General features: G+C 68.3%; 18 protein-coding genes. 4 read left to right on the top strand and 14 right to left on the bottom strand.

All coding sequences use genetic code 11. The features are described 5' to 3' along the window. Window positions 1-118: 118 nt before the first annotated feature. From ACEU5R_RS29895 to surE, 5 genes are all read right to left on the bottom strand, one after another. Entirely contained in the window at window positions 119-721 is a 603-nt protein-coding gene (locus ACEU5R_RS29895; RefSeq protein WP_103274589.1) for a hypothetical protein, read from the bottom strand. A 247-nt stretch (window positions 722-968) separates the two neighbouring features. After that, window positions 969-1,745, bottom strand: coding sequence for a 3'-5' exonuclease (locus tag ACEU5R_RS29900; protein WP_103274590.1), 777 nt, complete (start codon window positions 1,743-1,745; stop codon window positions 969-971). After that, the gene (locus ACEU5R_RS29905; RefSeq protein WP_392413423.1) at window positions 1,742-2,620 is read right to left on the bottom strand and encodes a peptidoglycan DD-metalloendopeptidase family protein; all 879 of its coding nucleotides are present in this window, start codon (window positions 2,618-2,620) and stop codon (window positions 1,742-1,744) included. The genes ACEU5R_RS29900 and ACEU5R_RS29905 overlap by 4 nt, the downstream gene beginning before the upstream one ends. Before the next feature lie 17 nt (window positions 2,621-2,637). Next, complete coding sequence (locus ACEU5R_RS29910) at window positions 2,638-3,459, bottom strand: protein-L-isoaspartate(D-aspartate) O-methyltransferase (RefSeq protein ID WP_199770865.1); 822 nt, start codon at window positions 3,457-3,459, stop codon at window positions 2,638-2,640. Then, complete coding sequence (gene surE, locus ACEU5R_RS29915; RefSeq protein WP_392413425.1) at window positions 3,444-4,202, bottom strand: 5'/3'-nucleotidase SurE; 759 nt, start codon at window positions 4,200-4,202, stop codon at window positions 3,444-3,446. The genes ACEU5R_RS29910 and surE overlap by 16 nt, the downstream gene beginning before the upstream one ends. 180 nt (window positions 4,203-4,382) lie before the next feature. Between surE and plsY the strand changes: the two genes are divergently transcribed. Next, entirely contained in the window at window positions 4,383-5,027 is a 645-nt protein-coding gene (gene plsY / locus ACEU5R_RS29920; RefSeq protein ID WP_392413427.1) for a glycerol-3-phosphate 1-O-acyltransferase PlsY, read from the top strand. 24 nt (window positions 5,028-5,051) lie between these two features. Here the strand turns inward: plsY and tsaD are convergent, their stop codons facing one another. Continuing rightward, a complete protein-coding gene (tsaD, locus tag ACEU5R_RS29925) occupies window positions 5,052-6,086 on the bottom strand; it encodes a tRNA (adenosine(37)-N6)-threonylcarbamoyltransferase complex transferase subunit TsaD (protein WP_103274594.1) in 1,035 nt (344 codons plus the stop codon). Window positions 6,087-6,199: 113 nt separating this feature from the next. Between tsaD and ACEU5R_RS29930 the strand changes: the two genes are divergently transcribed. The 3 genes from ACEU5R_RS29930 to ACEU5R_RS29940 all read left to right on the top strand — a co-directional run bounded on the left by ACEU5R_RS29930 (window position 6,200) and on the right by ACEU5R_RS29940 (window position 9,371). Further along, window positions 6,200-7,495 carry an NCS2 family permease gene (locus ACEU5R_RS29930; protein WP_212316984.1) on the top strand — a complete coding sequence of 432 codons (1,296 nt, stop codon included), beginning with the start codon at window positions 6,200-6,202 and terminating at the stop codon, window positions 7,493-7,495. A 307-nt stretch (window positions 7,496-7,802) separates the two neighbouring features. Beyond that, window positions 7,803-8,825 carry an LLM class flavin-dependent oxidoreductase gene (locus ACEU5R_RS29935; protein WP_103274596.1) on the top strand — a complete coding sequence of 341 codons (1,023 nt, stop codon included), beginning with the start codon at window positions 7,803-7,805 and terminating at the stop codon, window positions 8,823-8,825. A 171-nt stretch (window positions 8,826-8,996) separates the two neighbouring features. Then, window positions 8,997-9,371, top strand: coding sequence for a co-chaperone YbbN (locus tag ACEU5R_RS29940; RefSeq protein ID WP_103274597.1), 375 nt, complete (start codon window positions 8,997-8,999; stop codon window positions 9,369-9,371). 54 nt (window positions 9,372-9,425) lie between these two features. Here the strand turns inward: ACEU5R_RS29940 and ACEU5R_RS29945 are convergent, their stop codons facing one another. The 8 genes from ACEU5R_RS29945 to ACEU5R_RS29980 form a co-directional block, all read right to left on the bottom strand. After that, the gene (locus ACEU5R_RS29945) at window positions 9,426-10,013 is read right to left on the bottom strand and encodes a YigZ family protein (protein ID WP_103274598.1); all 588 of its coding nucleotides are present in this window, start codon (window positions 10,011-10,013) and stop codon (window positions 9,426-9,428) included. Window positions 10,014-10,053: 40 nt separating this feature from the next. Next, the gene (locus ACEU5R_RS29950) at window positions 10,054-10,893 is read right to left on the bottom strand and encodes a transporter substrate-binding domain-containing protein (RefSeq protein ID WP_392413430.1); all 840 of its coding nucleotides are present in this window, start codon (window positions 10,891-10,893) and stop codon (window positions 10,054-10,056) included. A gap of 10 nt (window positions 10,894-10,903) precedes the next feature. Next, on the bottom strand, window positions 10,904-11,677 hold the full coding sequence (locus tag ACEU5R_RS29955) for an ABC transporter permease (RefSeq protein WP_392413431.1): 774 nt from the start codon (window positions 11,675-11,677) through the stop codon (window positions 10,904-10,906). Beyond that, complete coding sequence (locus tag ACEU5R_RS29960; protein ID WP_212316966.1) at window positions 11,674-12,672, bottom strand: ABC transporter substrate-binding protein; 999 nt, start codon at window positions 12,670-12,672, stop codon at window positions 11,674-11,676. Before ACEU5R_RS29960 ends, ACEU5R_RS29955 begins: the two co-directional genes overlap by 4 nt. A 79-nt stretch (window positions 12,673-12,751) precedes the next feature. Continuing rightward, a complete protein-coding gene (locus ACEU5R_RS29965; RefSeq protein ID WP_103274602.1) occupies window positions 12,752-13,522 on the bottom strand; it encodes an ABC transporter ATP-binding protein in 771 nt (256 codons plus the stop codon). A 97-nt stretch (window positions 13,523-13,619) separates the two neighbouring features. After that, entirely contained in the window at window positions 13,620-14,855 is a 1,236-nt protein-coding gene (locus ACEU5R_RS29970) for an MFS transporter (protein WP_392413433.1), read from the bottom strand. Between the two features lie 233 nt (window positions 14,856-15,088). Further along, window positions 15,089-16,693: an ABC-F family ATPase gene (locus tag ACEU5R_RS29975; protein WP_103274604.1), complete on the bottom strand. Its 1,605-nt coding sequence runs from the start codon at window positions 16,691-16,693 to the stop codon at window positions 15,089-15,091. A 158-nt stretch (window positions 16,694-16,851) separates the two neighbouring features. Further along, window positions 16,852-17,738: LD-carboxypeptidase (locus ACEU5R_RS29980; protein ID WP_392413435.1), on the bottom strand; the 887-nt coding region annotated here is incomplete at its 5' end.

Raw genomic sequence — 17,738 nt, forward strand, 5'->3', positions numbered from 1 at the left:
GGGGGGGGGGGGGCGGGGCGTTAACCGGGGCGCCCCCGGGCGGGGGGGGGGGGGGGGCCCGGGCGGGCCTGGTGTGGAGCGCGGGTCGCGGCTACGCCGCAGGCGCCTGAAGCGCCGCTTAGTTGGCGGCTGGAGCCGTCGCTGGCGCAGGCGCGGCCGTGGGCGCGGGAGCGCCCTTGCCGTGGCGTTCCTGCATGCGGGCGTGGCGTTGTTCCATGCGCGCCTGGCGTTCCTTGAGCATGGACGCGACCTGGCTGCGCTGGGCGTCATTCAGGCTGTCCCAGACAGCCAGCCACTGATCGCGGGCCTGCTTCATCTGGGTGTCGAACTGGCCGCGGTTCTGCTCGGACTGCGAGATCAGCGCGCGCGGGTCGAGCTTGCCGCTGTCCAGCTGCGCCTTGAGCAGGTCATGGCGCTTGGCGCCGGCGGCGCGCATGGCGTCGCGCAGACCGCGCTGGCTGTCCTGGGCCGTCTTGACCAGCGCCTGCTGCTTGTCGTCCAGTTTCAGCTGTTCGAGCTGCTTCTTGGACACGGGTCCCAGGCCGGGGAAATAGACGCCGTCATGCATGCCTTTGTGGAAGCCGTCGTGGCGGCCTTCATGCATGGCGTCCGGCGCGCCGCCATCGACCGGCGGCGCGGCAGACACGGCGCCCGCCCCCATCGCGCCGGCAACGGCAATGGCTAGAGCGGCCAGATTCGAACGTAGAGCGTAGCGGGACATCGAGGTCTCCTGAAATTGAAGAAAGCGAGACCATTGTGCGAGCGGCCCGGTTTCAGTCAGGTTTCGCCTACGCCCCTGCTTGTTTCAGTCAATTGCGTCCCGGATTTCGACATCCCAACCGCCTCAAGAAGCACGTGGAACGCCCCCATATGCCGATCATCCCCGATAGAGGCCGCACGGATCCGGCTTTGCCGGTCCGTAGCGGCGCCCCCTGGAGGGGGAAGCGCGCAGCGCTTCGGGGGTGGGCCTACCCTTTCCAGGCGTCCAGGTATTCCTTCCAGTGCGGAGCGTCGCTGGCGGACAGCGTGTCGCGCACCAGGGCGATCTCGGCCTCGTAGGAGACGGGATCGAGTTCGCCGCGCAGGAAGCGAAAGCGCGTGTACACCAGCCAGGTGTTGACCACGTCGGTCTCGCAATAGGCCCGCACCTCGTCGGCGCGGCCCTGGCTCCAGGCTTCCCAGACCTTGCTGCCGTCCATGCCCAGCTTGCCGGGAAAGCCGCAGAGCTTGGCCAGTTCGTCCAGCGGCGCGTTGGCGCGGCCGTTGTACTTGGCCAGCAGGTCCATCAGGTCGGTGTGGCGGCTGTGGTAGCGCGAGATGTAGTTGTTGAACTTGAACTCGCGGTCTTCCTCGCCCATGTCCCAGTAGCGCGGCGCGGGCACGCCCAGGATCAGGCTGCGGTAGTGCAGCACCGGCAGGTCGAAGCCCGAGCCGTTCCAGCTGACCAGCTTGGGCGTATAGCGCTCGATGGTCTTGAAGAAGCCCGCCAGCAGCGCGGCCTCGGGATCGTCGGGCTGGCCCAGCGTCTTGACGCGAAAGCCCTGGTCGTCACGGAACACGCAGCCCACCACCGCAACCTTATGCAGGTGCAGCGGCAGGAAGTCATGGCCGACGGCCTCGCGGCGCGCCGTCAGCGCGCGCTCGACCACTTCGGCGTCCGGCACGTCCTCGCCCCAGCCGTTGAGCTTGCGCAGCCCGTCGGCGTCGGGGATGGTCTCCAGGTCGAATACCAGCGTCGGCGTCATCGCGCGGGCAGGTATTGCATCGGGTCTACGGGCGTGCCCTGGCGGCGGATCTCGAAGTGCAGGCGCGGCGAGGTCGCGTCGCTCTGGCCGATTTCAGCGATCTTGGCGCCGCGCTTGACGTCCTGGCCGGTCTTGACCAGCAGCGCGCGGTTGTGCGCGTAGGCCGTGATGAAGCCGTTCTGGTGGTTGACGATGATCAGGTTGCCCAGGCCGCGCACGCCGTTGCCGCTGTACATGACCTTGCCGTCGGCCGCCGCGATGACGGGGTCGCCCAGGTTGCCGGCGATGTCGATGCCCTTGGTGTTGTTGTTGAAGCCCTGGGTGATCTGGCCGGTGGCCGGCCAGCCCCAGTTGATGACGCCGGCATCGGCCGCGCGCGCCGGTTTTTCGGCCGGCGTGGGCGCCGGGGCGGGCGTGGCGGTCGATGGCGTCGAGGTCGCGGCGCCGCTGTCGGACGGCTGATCAAGCGGGCGCGGCTGCGTCGAGGACGACTTGGCCGAGGCCACCGGCGTGACCTGCGTCGCGCCGCCGGCCGCGGCGCCGCCACCGGACAGCTTGAGCACCTGGCCCACCGAAATCTGGTTGGGATCGCTGAGATTGTTCCAGCGCTTGACGTTCTCGACGTCGACGTTGTTCGAACGCGCGATCTTGTAGAGCGTGTCGCCCGGCTTGACGACGTAGCTGCCGCCAGGCTGGGCCGTCGCGGTGGTCTGCTGCCCGCCGGCCATGTCGACCACGGGGGCGCGCTGGCCCTTGGAAGCGCAACCGGCCAGGACGACCAGGCTGATGGCGCCCGCGAGATAAAGCGGACGGCGCAGGCGCGGCATGGGCGCGCCAAAAGCGGTATCGGTCAGTTGCAACTGCCCGTTGAGCATACGTTTCTCCTGTTTGCTCAAGATTGTATTCCGGCGCGTAGCGGCACAAAGCGCACGGCCTCTAATTCTGTGCGTTTCCAGCTGGCGGCGCCCGTGCGTTCGATCAGCACGAGGCGCTGGCTGGTGCTGCCCTCGGGGGCGATCAGCCGTCCTCCCGGCGCGAGCTGCTGCAGCAACGCCTGCGGGATGGCCAAGCCAGCGGCAGCCACAACAATAGCATCGAACGGCGACACGCCGGGCAGGCCCACGGTGCCGTCTCCATAGATCAGGCGGATGCGGGTCGTCAGGCGCAGCGCGCGCAGGTGATTGCGCGCCAATTCGTACAAACCGCGGATGCGTTCGATGCTGTGAACCTCGCGCACGATCTGGGCCAGCACCGCGGCCTGATAGCCGCAGCCGGCCCCCACTTCGAGCACTCGGGTCGGGGCGCGGTCCTCGCAGACCGCCGAGATCATGCGCGCCACCACCCAGGGCTGGGAAATGGTCTGTGAATGGCCGATGGGCAGCGCCGATTCCTCGTAGGCGCGGCTCGCCAGGGCCTCGTCCACGAACAGATGGCGGGGCACGGCGGCCATGGCGTTGAGCACGCGCTCGTCGCTGATGCCCTGCGCGCGCAGGCGCTGCACCATGGCCTGGCGCAGGCGGTCCGAGTTCAGGCCCAGGTTGCCGCCGGACGACGGCACGGGCGCCTGTGGCTGGCGCGGCAGCGCGGCGGCGGAGATGCGCGTGTTGCTGTTGGCGGGCGTGACGCCCGGCGCCAGTCCGGAGCCGTAGCCGAGCGGACGCGGCCTGCCCGGCACCGGCTGGGACACGTCGGGCTGGCTTACGCGCTTGCGCATAGCGGCTCCGCCCAACCGCGGATCTCGTCCAGCTGGCTGTGCTGCGTCAGGTCCAGCCGCAGCGGCGTGACCGAGACCAGGCCCTGCTCCACGGCATGGAAATCCGTGCCCGGCGCCGCGTCGGCCGCCGAGCCGACCGGACCGATCCAGTAGACCGTGTCGCCATAGGGCGTGGTGGTGCGCTCCACGGGTTGGGACGGATGGCGCTTGCCCAGGCGGGTCACCTGGAAGCCATGCAGATCCTCGAAACGGCGGTTGGGGATATTGACGTTGAGCAGCACCGGCGGCGCCAGCGGCTGCACCAGATGGCGTTCGACCACCTGGCGCGCGGCGCGGGCCGCCGATTCGATGTGCTCCCAGCCCTTCTCGGCGAGCGAGAAGGCGATCGCGGGGATGCCGAACAGATAGCCTTCGCTGGCGGCGGCCACGGTGCCCGAATAGAGGGTGTCGTCGCCCATGTTGGCGCCATTGTTGATGCCCGAGACGACCAGGTCGGGCCGCGCGTCCATCAGTCCGGTCAGCGCCACGTGCACGCAGTCGGACGGCGTGCCGTTGACGGCGATGAAGCCGTTCGAGGCCGTGCGCACCGACAGGGGCCGGTTGAGCGTCAGGGAATTCGACGCGCCGCTGTGGTTGGTTTCGGGCGCGACGACGGTCAGTTCGCCCAGTCCCTGCAGCGCCTTGACCAGCGCCTCCAGCCCGGGGGCCGAATAACCATCATCGTTCGAAACCAGAATTCGCATTGTGCATCCGAAAGAAAGTAAAACACGGGTGGACGGAGCCGATTGTACCGTCCGAAGCCGACCCCGGTTTGCCATGCCCTTGCGATAACCCTCAACCAGATCCGGCCCCCGTCGCGGTAGAATCCGCAGCCACTACGACAACGCCGGCCCAGACCGGCCCCAACCACGGATTCCTCATTCATGGCGCTTACCGGACCTTCCCTGGCGTTCACCGCCGCCCTCGTCCTGCTGGCCTACCTGATCGGCTCGGTGCCTTTCGCGGTGGTGGTCAGCAAGCTGATGGGCCTGCAGGACCCCCGCAGCTACGGCTCCGGAAACCCTGGCGCGACCAACGTGCTGCGCACCGGCAACAAGACCGCCGCCGCCCTGACCCTGCTGGGCGACGCCGCCAAGGGCTGGTTCGCCGTCTGGCTGGCCGAGCAACTGGCTCCCGGCATCACGCCGGTGGCGCTGGCCTGCGTGGTCGTCGCCGCCTTCCTGGGTCATCTGTACCCGATTTTCCTGGGCTTCAAGGGCGGCAAGGGCGTCGCCACCGCGCTGGGCGTGCTGGTGGCGATCCAGCCCTGGCTGGCCGTGGCCACCGCGGCCACCTGGCTGATCATCGCGGTGTTCTTCCGCTATTCGTCGCTGGCGGCCCTGGTGGCGGCCTTCTTCGCCCCGGTCTACTACGTGTTCGGCTCGGGTCTGGCCTGGTACGCGCAGCCGCCGATGGGCATCGCGCTGGCCATCATCGGCGTGCTGCTGTTCTATCGCCACCGCGCCAACATCACGCGCCTGATCCAGGGCACCGAAAGCCGCATCGGCGGCGGCAAGTCCAAGAAGTAAGACGGCTTGGGGGGGGCTTCCCCCTCAGCCGGCGATCTCCGCTAGGTCCCAGCGCGGCTTCACGGTGAAGCTGTGCGCGTCCGGATCCAGCACCGCCAGCCCCGCCTTGACGCGTTCCGCCGCCGCGAAGGCGATCATCGCGCCGTTGTCGGTGCACAGGTGCAGCGGCGGGAAATAGGCCCGCGCCTTCAGCGGCTTGAGCGCCGCGTCCAGCTTGGCGCGCAGCAGCTGATTGGCGCCCACGCCGCCGGCCACCACCAGCCGGCGCAGGCCGGTCTGCTTGAGCGCGCGGATGGACTTGGCGGCCAAGACCTCGACGATCGCGGCCTGGGTGGCCGCCGCCAGATCGGCGCGCGTCTGCTCGTCCAGCCCGCCGGCCTGCTCGGCTGCCTTCACCCGCGTCAGCACGGCCGTCTTCAGGCCGCTGAAGCTGAAATCCAGGTCGCCGCTGTGCAGCATGGGACGCGGCAGCTCGAAGCGCGTCGCGTCGCCGCTGCCGGCCAGTTTCGATAGCGCCGGACCGCCCGGATAGCCCAGGCCCATCAACTTGGCCGACTTGTCGAAGGCCTCGCCGGCCGCGTCGTCCAGCGTCTCGCCCAGCAATTCGTAACGGCCCACGCCGTCGACTCGCATCAGCTGGGTATGGCCGCCGGACACCAGCAAGGCCACGAAGGGGAATTCTGGCCGGGGGTCGGCCAGCATGGGCGACAGCAGATGGCCTTCCAGGTGGTGGATGCCTATGGCCGGCAGGCGGCGCGACCAGGCCAGCGCCTGCGCCACGCTGGCGCCCACCAGCAGCGCCCCGGCCAGGCCAGGGCCGGCCGTGTAGGCCACCGCGCCGACGTCGGCCATGCCGATGCCGGCTTCCTCGAGCACCTGGCGGGTCAGCGGCGTCACGCGCCGGATATGGTCGCGCGAGGCCAGCTCAGGCACCACGCCCCCGTATTCCTGGTGCATGGCGATCTGGGTGTGCAGGGCGTGCGCCAGCAATCCGCGTTCAGTGCAGACGGCCGCGACGCCGGTTTCATCGCAGGAGCTTTCAAAGCCGAGAATAATCATGGCGGCAGAGTTTACAACTGATGCGAAAATACGCCCGTTTACAAGAACGCGGCGAGGCGTCCACCGCCCTCGCCCGCCCAATCCGCGCACTCACACACTCACTGGGGACCCGTATGCTGGAGAAGCTATTCAAGCTGCGTGAACATGGAACCACCGTCAAGACCGAACTCATCGCCGGCCTGACGACGTTCCTGACGATGTCATACATCATTTTCGTCAACCCGGACATCCTGTCCTCCACCGGCATGGACCGCAGCGCGGTCTTCGTCGCCACCTGCCTGGCCGCGGCGCTGGGTTCGCTGGTGATGGCGCTGATCGCCAACTGGCCGATCGGCATGGCGCCGGGCATGGGCCTGAACGCGTTCTTCGCCTTCACCGTGGTCAAGACCATGGGCTACACCTGGGAGCAGGCGCTGGGCGCCGTGTTCATCTCGGGCGTGATCTTCCTGTTCCTGACCTTCTCGGGCATCCGCGTCTGGCTGATCAAGGGCATCCCGCATTCGCTGCGCAGCGCCATCGCCGCCGGCATCGGACTGTTCCTGGCCATCATCGCGCTCAGCAGCGCCGGCATCGTGGCCGCCCATCCGGCGACCAAGGTCACGCTGGGCAACCTCACCAGCCCCGGCCCGCTGTTCGCCATCCTGGGCTTCTTCATCATCGCGTCGCTGGACGCGCTGCGCGTGCGCGGCGCCATCCTGATCGGCATCCTGGTCGTGACGCTGCTGTCCATGGCGCTGGGCTACAACGAATTCAAGGGCGTGTTCTCGGCGCCGCCGAGCCTGGCGCCCACGCTGTTCAAGCTGGACATCCTGGGCGCGCTGCATTCGGGCTTCGTGCACGTGATCCTGGTGTTCGTGCTGGTCGAGGTGTTCGACGCCACCGGCACGCTGGTGGGCGTGGCCAAGCGCGCCGGCCTGGTGCCGGAAGACCGCCCCAACCGCCTGGGCCGCGCGCTGTTCGCCGACAGCTCGGCCATCGTCGCCGGCTCGATGCTGGGCACCAGCAGCACCACCGCCTATGTGGAAAGCGCCTCGGGCGTGCAGGCCGGCGGCCGCACCGGCCTGACCGCGCTGGTGGTGGCCGTGCTGTTCCTGGCCGCGCTGTTCATCTCGCCGCTGGCCGGCGCCGTGCCGGCCTACGCCACCGCGCCCGCCCTGCTCTACGTGGCTGGCCTGATGATGCGCGAGCTGATCGACATCGACTGGAACGACGTCTGCGAAGCAACCCCGGCCGCGCTGACCGCGCTGATCATGCCCTTCACGTACTCCATCGCCAACGGCATCGCCTTCGGCTTCATCAGCTACGTGGTGCTCAAGACCGCCACCGGCAAGGTCCGCGACGTGCATCCGGCCACCTGGCTGGTCGCGCTGCTGTTCGTGATCCGCTACGCCTTTTTCCCATCGGAATAAAGGCCGCGCCGTCCGCCACGGACGGCTTCGACCTGAGGGTTCCCGCCGCCAGCGCACATGCGCTGGCGGCGTCGTTTCCGGGGCATGGACTGCGTCAATCGCGCCGATTGGCAAAAGCGATCAACCCGCAGGCCGACAAGGTTGCTGCCTGCCGGGCTTGAATTCGTCGATACACTCCCCAAGTATCCCAGCACATGGAGTCCGCCTTGCACCTTGAACGCCACCCCGCCCGCCCCGGCGCCTGTAACGCAACAGGCGAGATCGTCATCGCCCGTCCGTCCTCGCCCACGGACTGTAGGATCGCCCGATGAGCGCGCTGGCCCGCATTCCCTTTTCGATCCTGGACCTGGCTCCCATCGTCCAGGGCCGCGACGCGGCCGACGCCTTCCGCAACACCGTCGCGGTCGCGCAGCAGGCCGAACGATTGGGCTACAACCGCTTCTGGCTGGCGGAACACCACAACATCAACGGCGTGGCCAGCAGCGCCACGGCGGTGCTGATCGGCCACGTGGCCGCGCACACCAAGACGCTGCGCGTGGGCTCGGGCGGCGTGATGCTGCCCAATCACGCGCCGCTGATCATCGCCGAGCAGTTCGGCACGCTGGAAACCCTGTATCCCGGCCGCATCGACCTGGGCCTGGGCCGCGCGCCCGGCAGCGACGGCGCCACGCAGCACGCGCTGCGGCGCGGCCCGCGCAGCGGCCTGGAATTCCCCGCGCTGGTTGAAGAGTTGCGCGGCTTCCTGGCGCCCTCGCGTCCGGGACAGCCGGTGCGCGCGATTCCCGGCGAAGGCCTGGACATTCCCATCTGGCTGCTGGGGTCGAGCGACTTCAGCGCCCGCATGGCCGCCGAGCTGGGCCTGCCGTTCTCCTTCGCCGGTCATTTCTCGCCCGAGGGCATGGCCGCGATGCGCCTCTACCGGCACCTGTTCAAGCCGTCCGCCACGCTGTCCAAGCCCTATTCGATGATCGGCGTGCCCGTCATCGCCGCCGAAACGGACGAGGCCGCGCGCTTCCAGGCCACCACGCAGGAACTGAAGTTCCTTTCCCTAGTGCGTGGCAACCGGCTGCAGTTGCAGCCGCCGGTCGAGAGCATGGACGGCGTATGGAACGAATGGGAACGCGCGGCGGTCGAACAACGACTGGGCGCGGCCATCGTCGGCGGCCCGGACACGGTCAAGCGCAAGCTCGAGGCGCTGGTCGCCGAAACGGAGGCCGATGAAGTCATGATCGTCTCGGACTTCTTCGATATCCGCGACCGACTCCGCTCCTTCGAGATCGTGGCGTCGTTGAAAAACGGCGCCGGACTATCCACCCGCACCGGAGCCTGAGCGCCCCGGCCCGCGCCCGACAGGACGCCTCACCATTGCGATGCCCGCGTTCCCGGCACTATATTGACTACTCAGCGTCAGGATCGTGCATCGCCGGATCGGGCGGAAATGGCCCGCACAGCCCCGCCCCTCGCATCGCCTCTACTGCCGCCCGCGCGGCAAGGACAGAAAATGAGCATCGTTGAACTCACCAAAGACAGTTTCCAGGACGCCATCACGCCGGACGGCACGCTGATCGTCGACTTCTGGGCGCCCTGGTGTGGCCCCTGCCGCGGCTTCGCGCCCGTGTTCGAGCAGGCCGCCACCGAGCATCCCGACGTGACCTTCGCCAAGGTGAACACCGACGTCGAACAGGAACTGGCCGGCGCGCTGGGCATCCGCTCCATCCCCACCCTGATGGTGTTCCGCGAAAAAGTGCTGCTGTTCTCGCAGCCGGGCGCCTTGTCGGGCGGCCAGCTCAAGGAACTGCTCACCAAGATCAAGGAAGTGGACATGGAAAAGGTCCACCAGGAAATCGCCGCCGCGCAGGACGGCCAGGACGCCTGACCCAGCCGCGCCTTTCCGCAAAAAGCAAAGCCCCTGCACGGGGCTTTGTTTTTTTCAGGACAGGATTTCCCAGGCGGACCGTCCGCGCGTGATATTGGCGGCCGTCACCTCAAGCTCGGCCACGACCGCGCGCGGCACGGTGAAGCGCAGCGCAACGCCATCGGCGCCATAGTCTTCATGCAGCATCACCGCGCCGGCGCCGGCCAGCCGCGACTTCAGCAAGGGCAGCTCGGCAAAGCCACACTGGCAGCCCACCGTGGCCAGATCGACGATCTCGGTCCGTTCGCCCGCCCGCAGGCAGTTGGCGGCGCAGCCGCCGTAAGCGCGCACCAGCCCGCCCGCGCCCAGCTTCACGCCGCCGAACCAGCGCACCACCAGCACCGCCACCCGGTCCATGCCCTGCCCTTCGATCGCCTGCAGGATCGGCCGGCCCGCCGTGCCGCCCGGCTCGCCGTCATCGTTGAAACGGTATTCCTGGCCGATCTTGTAGGCCCAGCAGTTGTGCGTGGCCTCGGGATCGCTGTTCGCGGCGAAGAAGCGCATCGCCTCATCCACCGTGGACACGGGTGCGGCAAAGGCGGCGAAGCGGCTTTTCTTGATGTCTTCCTGGTGCGCGCAGGGCGCGGTCAGCGTGTGGCTCATAGCCGCGCATTGTAAGTGCAGCGGCCCGCGCGGCACGCTCCTAGCCGTGGCAATCCGGCACTTCCTGGTCCAGGTACACGTCGAAGGCCACGTCGCGCGCCCACTTGGCGGCCAGCGCCTTCCAGGCGCCGGCGCGGTCCCAGGCGCGCATTTCGGCGGCCAGCCAGGCGCGGTCGGCCGGCGCTGCGGCGGACACCAGCCACGCCCGTTCGGCGCGCGTCCCTTCGGCGGCCAGCGTCGACGAGAATTTCTTCCACTCGGGAAAGCGCATCAGCGGCTCCCACAGCGCGTCGTCGATCAGGCCCACGTCGCAATCGCCCTCTCGCACCGCCACCAGCGCATCGGAAGGCACGCGATAGGTGCGCACCTCGGCCCCCCAGGCGCGCGCCTGGGCCTGGGCCGCGGTCGCGGCCTGCGCCATGCACACGCGGCGGCCGCGCGTGTCGGCGCCGCTGCGCATGCGCGTATCGCTGCGAATGACGGCCTTGGGACGGACGGCATAGCCCGTGCCTTGCCAGGCCAGTTGCGCGCCGGGAACGGCGGCGGCGGCCTCGACGCCCGCGCGCTCGCCCAGCACCAGATCCACCTGTCCCGAGGCCAGCGCGGGGCCGGCTTCTTCCGCGGTCAACTGGCGCAGGCTGAACTGCAGGCCCAGGCTCTGGGCCAGCTTCTCGGCAGCCGCCACGTCCAGGCCATCGGGCGTGCGGATCTTGGCGCCAGCGACCGGCGGCGGCGCCACGTAGGGCAAGCCGATGACCAGCTCGCCGCGCGCACGCGCCGCAGCAAAGGGCTCGGGCGGCGCGGACGGCGCGGCGCCGGCCAGCGGCAGGCAGATCGCCGCCGCCAGGGCCAGAAAAACGCCGATCCGTTCAGGCAGCATGATGCGCGCCTTATACGTACTGGTAACGCAGCAGGCGGTGCTTGAGGTTCTCGAGCACGAACTGGTCGATCAGCGCGGCCAGCACGGCGATGACCAGGATGTTGGTCATCACGCCGGTCATGTCCGCGATCTCGCCCGAATACGCCAGCGAGCGGCCCAGGCCCTTGCCGAAGCCGATCAGCATCTCGGCCGAGATCAACGCCCGCCACGCATTGCCAAACGCCAGCTGCGCGCCGGTGATGAGTTCGGGCATGACCGCCGGAAGGTAGACCCGCTTGACCAGCCCCCAGCGCGTGGCGCCCATGACACGGGCCGCCGACACATGCACGCGCTGCACCGATTCGGTGGCGTTCATCACGCTCAGCGCGGCTGGGAAGAATGCCGACAACGCCACCACCACGATGATGGGCGCGCTGCCGAAACCCATGACGATCAGGAACAGCGGCACCCAGGCGATCGACGGAATCGACTGCAGGATGACGATGGCGCTGCGCAGCACCTCGCGGAAGAAGAACAGCACCGCCGCCACCAGACCAAAGCCGATGCCGGCCGCCAGCGCCAGGCCATAGCTGGCGCCAAGACGGCCCAGCGTACCCAGCAGGCTCTGGTGGAAGGATTCCTTGCCCAGGTCCTCGACCAGACGCGTCAGCACGGCCGGCACGCCCGGCATCAGGAAGTCAGGCAGGGCCAGCGCCGCGGCCTGCCACAGCGCAAGAATGAATACGACGCCCAAGGCGCCCGCCAGATGCTTGCGGGCGCCGGTCACGCGAGTGGAAGCGCTCAAAGCTTGCGAGCCTCTTGCCAGGACAGATCGACGATGCTGGACACGTCATACGGCTTGCCGTCGCGCGTCTTGAGCGAACCCTGGGCCTGCAGGATGTCGGCGATCTCCTGCATGCGGCGCGTGTCCTTGTCGGTCAGCTTGGGCGTGAACACCTGGGTGCTGATGGCCTCGGCGATCACCGTCTCGCGCGGCAGCTCGCCGCGCGTCAGGGTCTTGAGCGTCGGCTCGGCGATGAAGTAGGACGCGATCAGCTTGGACGCCTGGGCCGGCTGCTTCTGCAGCAGGTCGATGGCCTGGTTCTGCGCGTCCAGCGCCTTCCAGACATCGTCCTTGCGCTTGGCCAGCGTCTCGCCGGAGGTGATCACCACCATGCAGGGGAACGGCCAGGCCTGGCCCACTTCGTAGATCTGCTTGACCGGCGCCACCAGCTGGGCGATGCGGTCATAGGGTTCGAACAGGAAGGCCGCGTCCACGCGCTTGCCCACCAGCGACTGCACCGCCACGGCCGGGCTCACGCCCATGACGTTGACGTCGTCGGGCGTCAGCTTGCCCTCTTTCAGGACCACGCCCTTGAGCACCACATCGGCGGTGCTGCCCTCGGCCTGCGAGGCCAGCGTCTTGCCCTTCAGGCCGGCGATGTCCTTGATGCCGGAATCGTCGCGCACGATCAGCGAGTGATAGCCCTGCTGCGCGCCGCCCACCACCTTCAGGTCCGCGCCCTTGGAGGCCCAGGCCACCGCGTTGGTGAAGCCCAGCACGCCGATGTCCAGCTGGCCGCCGACGATGGCCTTGATCAGGTCGGTGCCCGACTTGAATTCGATCAGCTCGGAATCCAGGCCGGCCTTCTTGTAGTAGCCGCCTTCCTGGGCCACGATGGCCTGCGCGTCATCCATCACGCGCAGATAGCCGACGCGGAATTTCTCGGCCGCCATCGCGGGGGCCGCTGCCAGCAGCGCCGCGGCCAGCGGCAGGGACAGCCATTGCTTGAGTTTCATCGAGTGCTCCAGGGATTTCGATTCAGGCGCGGCCCCGCTTGATGGACCGCGTATGGGAAGAATTGCGCGACGGCGCGCCTCAGGCGGCCAGCGCCATGTCGGCATGCGCGCTGGCCCCGCCTACCGAGATGCCCAGCAGCCGCAGGATCTCGCGCTTCTCGTCGGCCAGGTCGGACAGGTCGTGGCTCTTGACGCGATGCGCCAGGTTGAACTCGCGCAGCACGCGCGCCGGGCGGGCGCTGAACACCACGATGCGGTCGGCCAGGAACAGCGCCTCGTCCACGTCGTGCGTGACCAGCAGCACCGTGGGGCGTTCCTGCGCGATCAGCTGGCGCAGCACGTCCTGCAGGCTCAGGCGGGTCAGCGCGTCCAGCGCGCCGAAGGGCTCGTCCATCAGCATGGTCTGCGGCTGGGCGATGAAGGCGCGCGCCAGCGCGGCGCGCTGACGCATGCCGCCGGACACCTGATGCGGGTAGTACTTCTCGAAGCCGCCCAGACCGACGCGGGCCAGCCAGTCGCGCGCGCCGTCCCGCGCGCGTGCCTTGGGGATGTTCTGGAATTCCAGCGCCAGCGCCACGTTGTCCTGCAAGGTCAGCCAGGGATACAGCGCATGTTCCTGGAACACCAGGGTGCGGCTGGGATGCGGACCGGCCACCGGCTTGCCGTCGGCCAGCACCTGGCCCTGCGTGGGCGCTTCCAGGCCAGCGGCCAGATGAAGCAGCGTGGACTTGCCGCAGCCCGACGGGCCGACCAGAGCGACCAGTTCGCCGGTCTTGAATTCGCTGCTGAAGCCCTCTACGACGGGCAGGTCGCCGAATTGCTTGTGGACGTGGTCGAAGGTCAGGTTCATGGAAACGAATCGTGGGCGCGCGTTGGGACGGCACCTAATCTAACAATTCGTTATATGAATCCAAACAAGTTTTATCGAATTTTTTAATAACCATGAGCTATATATTGCCAACATCCTTGGCGGCCAGCGCCTGCCGGGCGGCATGCCGATACAGACCGGTGGCGATTCCGAAACCCACCAGCACCGCCAGCGCCGCCGACAGGAAGATGGCCGGATAGCCGAAGCCGCCCGAGATATAGCCGGCCACGGGCCCGGTCACGCCCAGCGCCAGATCCAGGAAGGCCGAGTAGGCGCCCAGCGCCGCGCCCCGGCTGCCCGCCGGCACCCTGGCCACCGCCTCCACCCCGATCGCAGGAAACACCAGCGCGAAGCCGCAACCGGTCAACGCGGCGCCCATCAAGGCCAGGCCGGCGCTCGGCGCCAGCCACAGCAGCGCCAACCCGGCGGCTTCGACCAAAAAAGAAACCTGCGCCACCCGGAAGCCGCCATAACGCGTGATCGTGCCGGCGAACAACAGCCGCACGCCGATGAACGCGCAGCCGAAGGCGCTTAGCGCGTGGGCCGCGCCCTCCCAAGAGCGGCTGGCGTAGTACAGCGCCACGAAGGCCGCCAGCGTGCCGAAGCCCACCGAGCCCAGCCCAAGCGCCATGCCATGCGGAAACACGCGCAGCACCACGCTCTTGAACGCCATGCGGTGTCCGCCGACCACGGCCACCGCCTTTCGCGCCAGCGCCAGTCCCAGGCCCGCCAGTCCCAGCAGCAGCACCGCGCCGCCCAGCGCGCCCATGCTCCATTCCCTTTCCAGGTACACGCCCAGCGGCGCGCCCAGCGCCAGGCCGCCATAGGTGCATATGCCGTTCCAGGAAATCACCCGCGCGGTGTGTAGCGGCCCGACGCGCGCGATGGCCCAGGTGGCCGCGCCCGTGCCGACCCAGCTCTCGCCGAAACCCAGCGCCAACCGGCTGGCGATGATGGCGGACAGGCTGAGCCACGCGCTGCGCTCGAAGGCATAGGCCAGCAACAGGAACACGCCGCTGGCGGCGCAGGCCGCCATGCCGACGACGGCGGTCTGCTTGGGACCCACCGTGTCCGCCATGCGTCCGGCGTGCGAACGGCTCAACAGCGTGGCCGCGTACTGCACGCTGATCGCCAGCCCGGCCAGCACCGAGCCGTAGCCCAGTTGCCCATGCACATAGCCGGGCAGCACCGCCAGCGGCAGGCCGATGGCCAGATAGCAGATGAAGGTGAAGAAGGCGATGGCGACAATGCGCACGGTCAGCGCGAAGGCGCTCAATTGCGCGCCATCGGGCGCGGTGTGGGTAGAGGGAGGCATGGCTGCGAGACGCTGGCCGCTGAAATGACATCCGGCGGTCCGCGAAAAAACGTGGGAGGAAGAAACGCGGCCGTGGCTGTTGGGCGGAGCCGGGCCGCGCCGATGATAGCGCGGCGCGTATTGCGGTTTGCTGAAAGCCGCCGATCCAGAACGACATGGCGGCCGGCAAAAGCAAACGGCGCACCGTCAGGCGCGCCGTTTGCAGCCGGCGGGCGCAAGACCCGTCAGCAGGCTCAGGCTTCGATGCCGCGCGAGGTCAGGTAGTCCTCGTAGCCGCCACGGTAGTCGACGATTTCGCCGGATGGCAGGATCTCGATCACGCGCGTGGCCAGGCCGGACACGAACTCGCGGTCATGCGACACGAACACCAGCGTGCCCTGGTATTTCTCCAGCGCGAACTGCAGCGATTCGATCGATTCCATGTCCAGGTGGTTGGTCGGCTCGTCCAGCAGCATGACGTTGTGCCGGCCCAGCATCAGGCGGCCGAAGGTCATGCGGTTCTTCTCGCCGCCGGACAGCACCTTGGGCGCCTTGGGCAGATCGTCGGCCGAGAACAGCAGGCGGCCCAGCACAGAGCGGATGGACTGGTCGTCGTCGCCCGGCTGGCGGTGGTCGCCCATCCAGTCCAGCAGGTTGCTGTCGGTCTGCAGGAACTGGTCGGACACGTCCTGGGCCATGTAGCCCAGGTCGGCGTTTTCCGACCATTTCACCGTGCCGGAATCCGGCGCCAGGTCCGTGGCCAGCAGGCGCAGCAAGGTGGTCTTGCCGACGCCGTTGGCGCCGATGATGGCGATCTTCTCGCCGGCTTCGACCATGGCCGAGAAATTCTTGATGACCGGCGCGTCGTAGGACTTGGTCAGGTGCTCGACGTTGACCGCCTGGCGGTGCATGACCTTGTTCTGCTCGAAGCGGATGTACGGGTTCTGGCGCGACGAGGGCTTGACCTCGACCTGCTCGGCCTTGATGCGGTCGATCTGCTTCAGGCGCGAGGTGGCCTGGCGCGACTTGGACTTGTTGGCGGCGAAGCGGCGCACGAAGTCCTGCAGTTCGGCGACGCGTTCCTTGGCCTTGGCGTTGTTGGACACCAGGCGCTCGCGAGCCTGGGTCGAGGCCAGCATGTAGTCGTCGTAGTTGCCGGGGTAGATGCGGATCTCGCCATAGTCCACGTCGGCCATGTGCGTGCACACCTGGTTCAGGAAGTGACGATCGTGGCTGATGATGATCATCGTGCTCTGGTAGCCGTTGAGCACGTTCTCCAGCCAGCGGATCGTGTTGATGTCCAGGTTGTTGGTCGGCTCGTCCAGCAGCAGCACGTCGGGATTCGAGAACAGCGCCTGCGCCAGCAGCACGCGCAGCTTCCAGCCCGGCGCCACTTCGCGCATCGGCAGGTTGTGCAGGTCGACGGCGATTTCCAGGCCCAGCAGCAGCTCGCCGGCGCGCGCCTCGGCGGTGTAGCCGTCGTATTCGGCGAACTTGGCCTCCAGGTCGGCGGCGCGCATGTAGTCGTCTTCGCTGGCCTCGGGGTTGGCGTAGATCGCGTCGCGCTCGGACATGGCCGACCACATTTCGGTGTGGCCCATCATGACCACGTCCAGCACCCGGAAGTCCTCGAACGCGAACTGGTCCTGGCGCAGCTTGCCCAGGCGCACGCCCGGCTCCAGCGACACGTTGCCCGCCGAGGGTTCCAGGTCGCCGCCGATGATCTTCATGAACGTCGACTTGCCGGACCCGTTGGCCCCGATCAGCCCGTAGCGGTTGCCTTCGCCGAACTTGACGCTGACGTTCTCGAACAGGGGCTTGGGACCGAACTGGATGGTGAGATTGGCGGTTGAGATCACGGTGTCTTGGAGCGGGGATATGAAAGTTGCCCGAACGGCGCGGCCGAAGACGCGCCTGGGAAAACCCGATAGTGTAGCAAGCCCGGACGACAAACCGCCCGGCGCGGGCCCGGGCGGCGGAAAATCGGGACAGGACAGCCCCGACCACGCGTGTAGGCTTACCCCATATGCTCGTCGATCACCAGGTGCGCCATGCCCGGCTCGGTGGCCAGGCCGACCTTCTGTCCGATCGGCAGCGTGGCCTTGGTGGCGACGTGGCCGTAAGGCAGGCCCGTGACCACCGGCACCTTGACCCTCTTGCGCAGCCAGGCGACGACTTCGTGCAGGTCATAGCCATTGTCATGCGGCGCCAGCTTGTAATCGCTGAAGCGGCCCAGCACGATGGCCTTCTGCTTGTCCAGGATGCCGGCTTGCCACAGCTGGATCAGCATGCGCTCGACGCGGTAAGGATGCTCGGCCACGTCCTCCAGGAACAGGATGCCGCCGCGCACCTTGGGCATGTACGGCGTGCCCAGCAGCGATGCCACCATCGCCAGGTTGCCGCCCCACAGGATGCCGCGGCAATCGACCGGATCGGCGTCCTGGGTCTCGAAGCTGAGAATCTCCAGCTCGCCACGCATGATCTCGCCGAACAGCGCCTCGGTCAGGTCGTCGACCTTCTTGCCGCCGAAATCGGCGACGGCGGTCGCGCCGGTGTAGCTGACCGCGCCGGTCTTGGCCAGCAGGGCCAGGTTGAAGGCGGTGAAGTCGCTCAGGCCGACGAAGCGCTTGCCGCTATCGGCCATGGCCTTCCAGTCGATCAGATGCAGCAGCCGGCCCAGGCCGTAGCCGCCGCGCGTCGCCATGACGATGGGCAGCTTCTGCTTGATGGCGCGCGTCAGGCTGGCCAGACGCTGGGCGTCGGTGCCGGCGAAGCGCTGGTGCACGGCCAGCGCCGTGCGGTCCAGCGCGGTCTTGAAGCCCTGGGCCTCCAGGGGGGGGGGGGGGGGGGGGGCGGGGGGGGGGGGGGGGGGGGCGGCGGCCCGCCGCGCCCCCCCCCCCCCCC

This window comes from Achromobacter sp. 413638, from assembly GCF_043119405.1.
GTDB lineage: Bacteria > Pseudomonadota > Gammaproteobacteria > Burkholderiales > Burkholderiaceae_B > Achromobacter.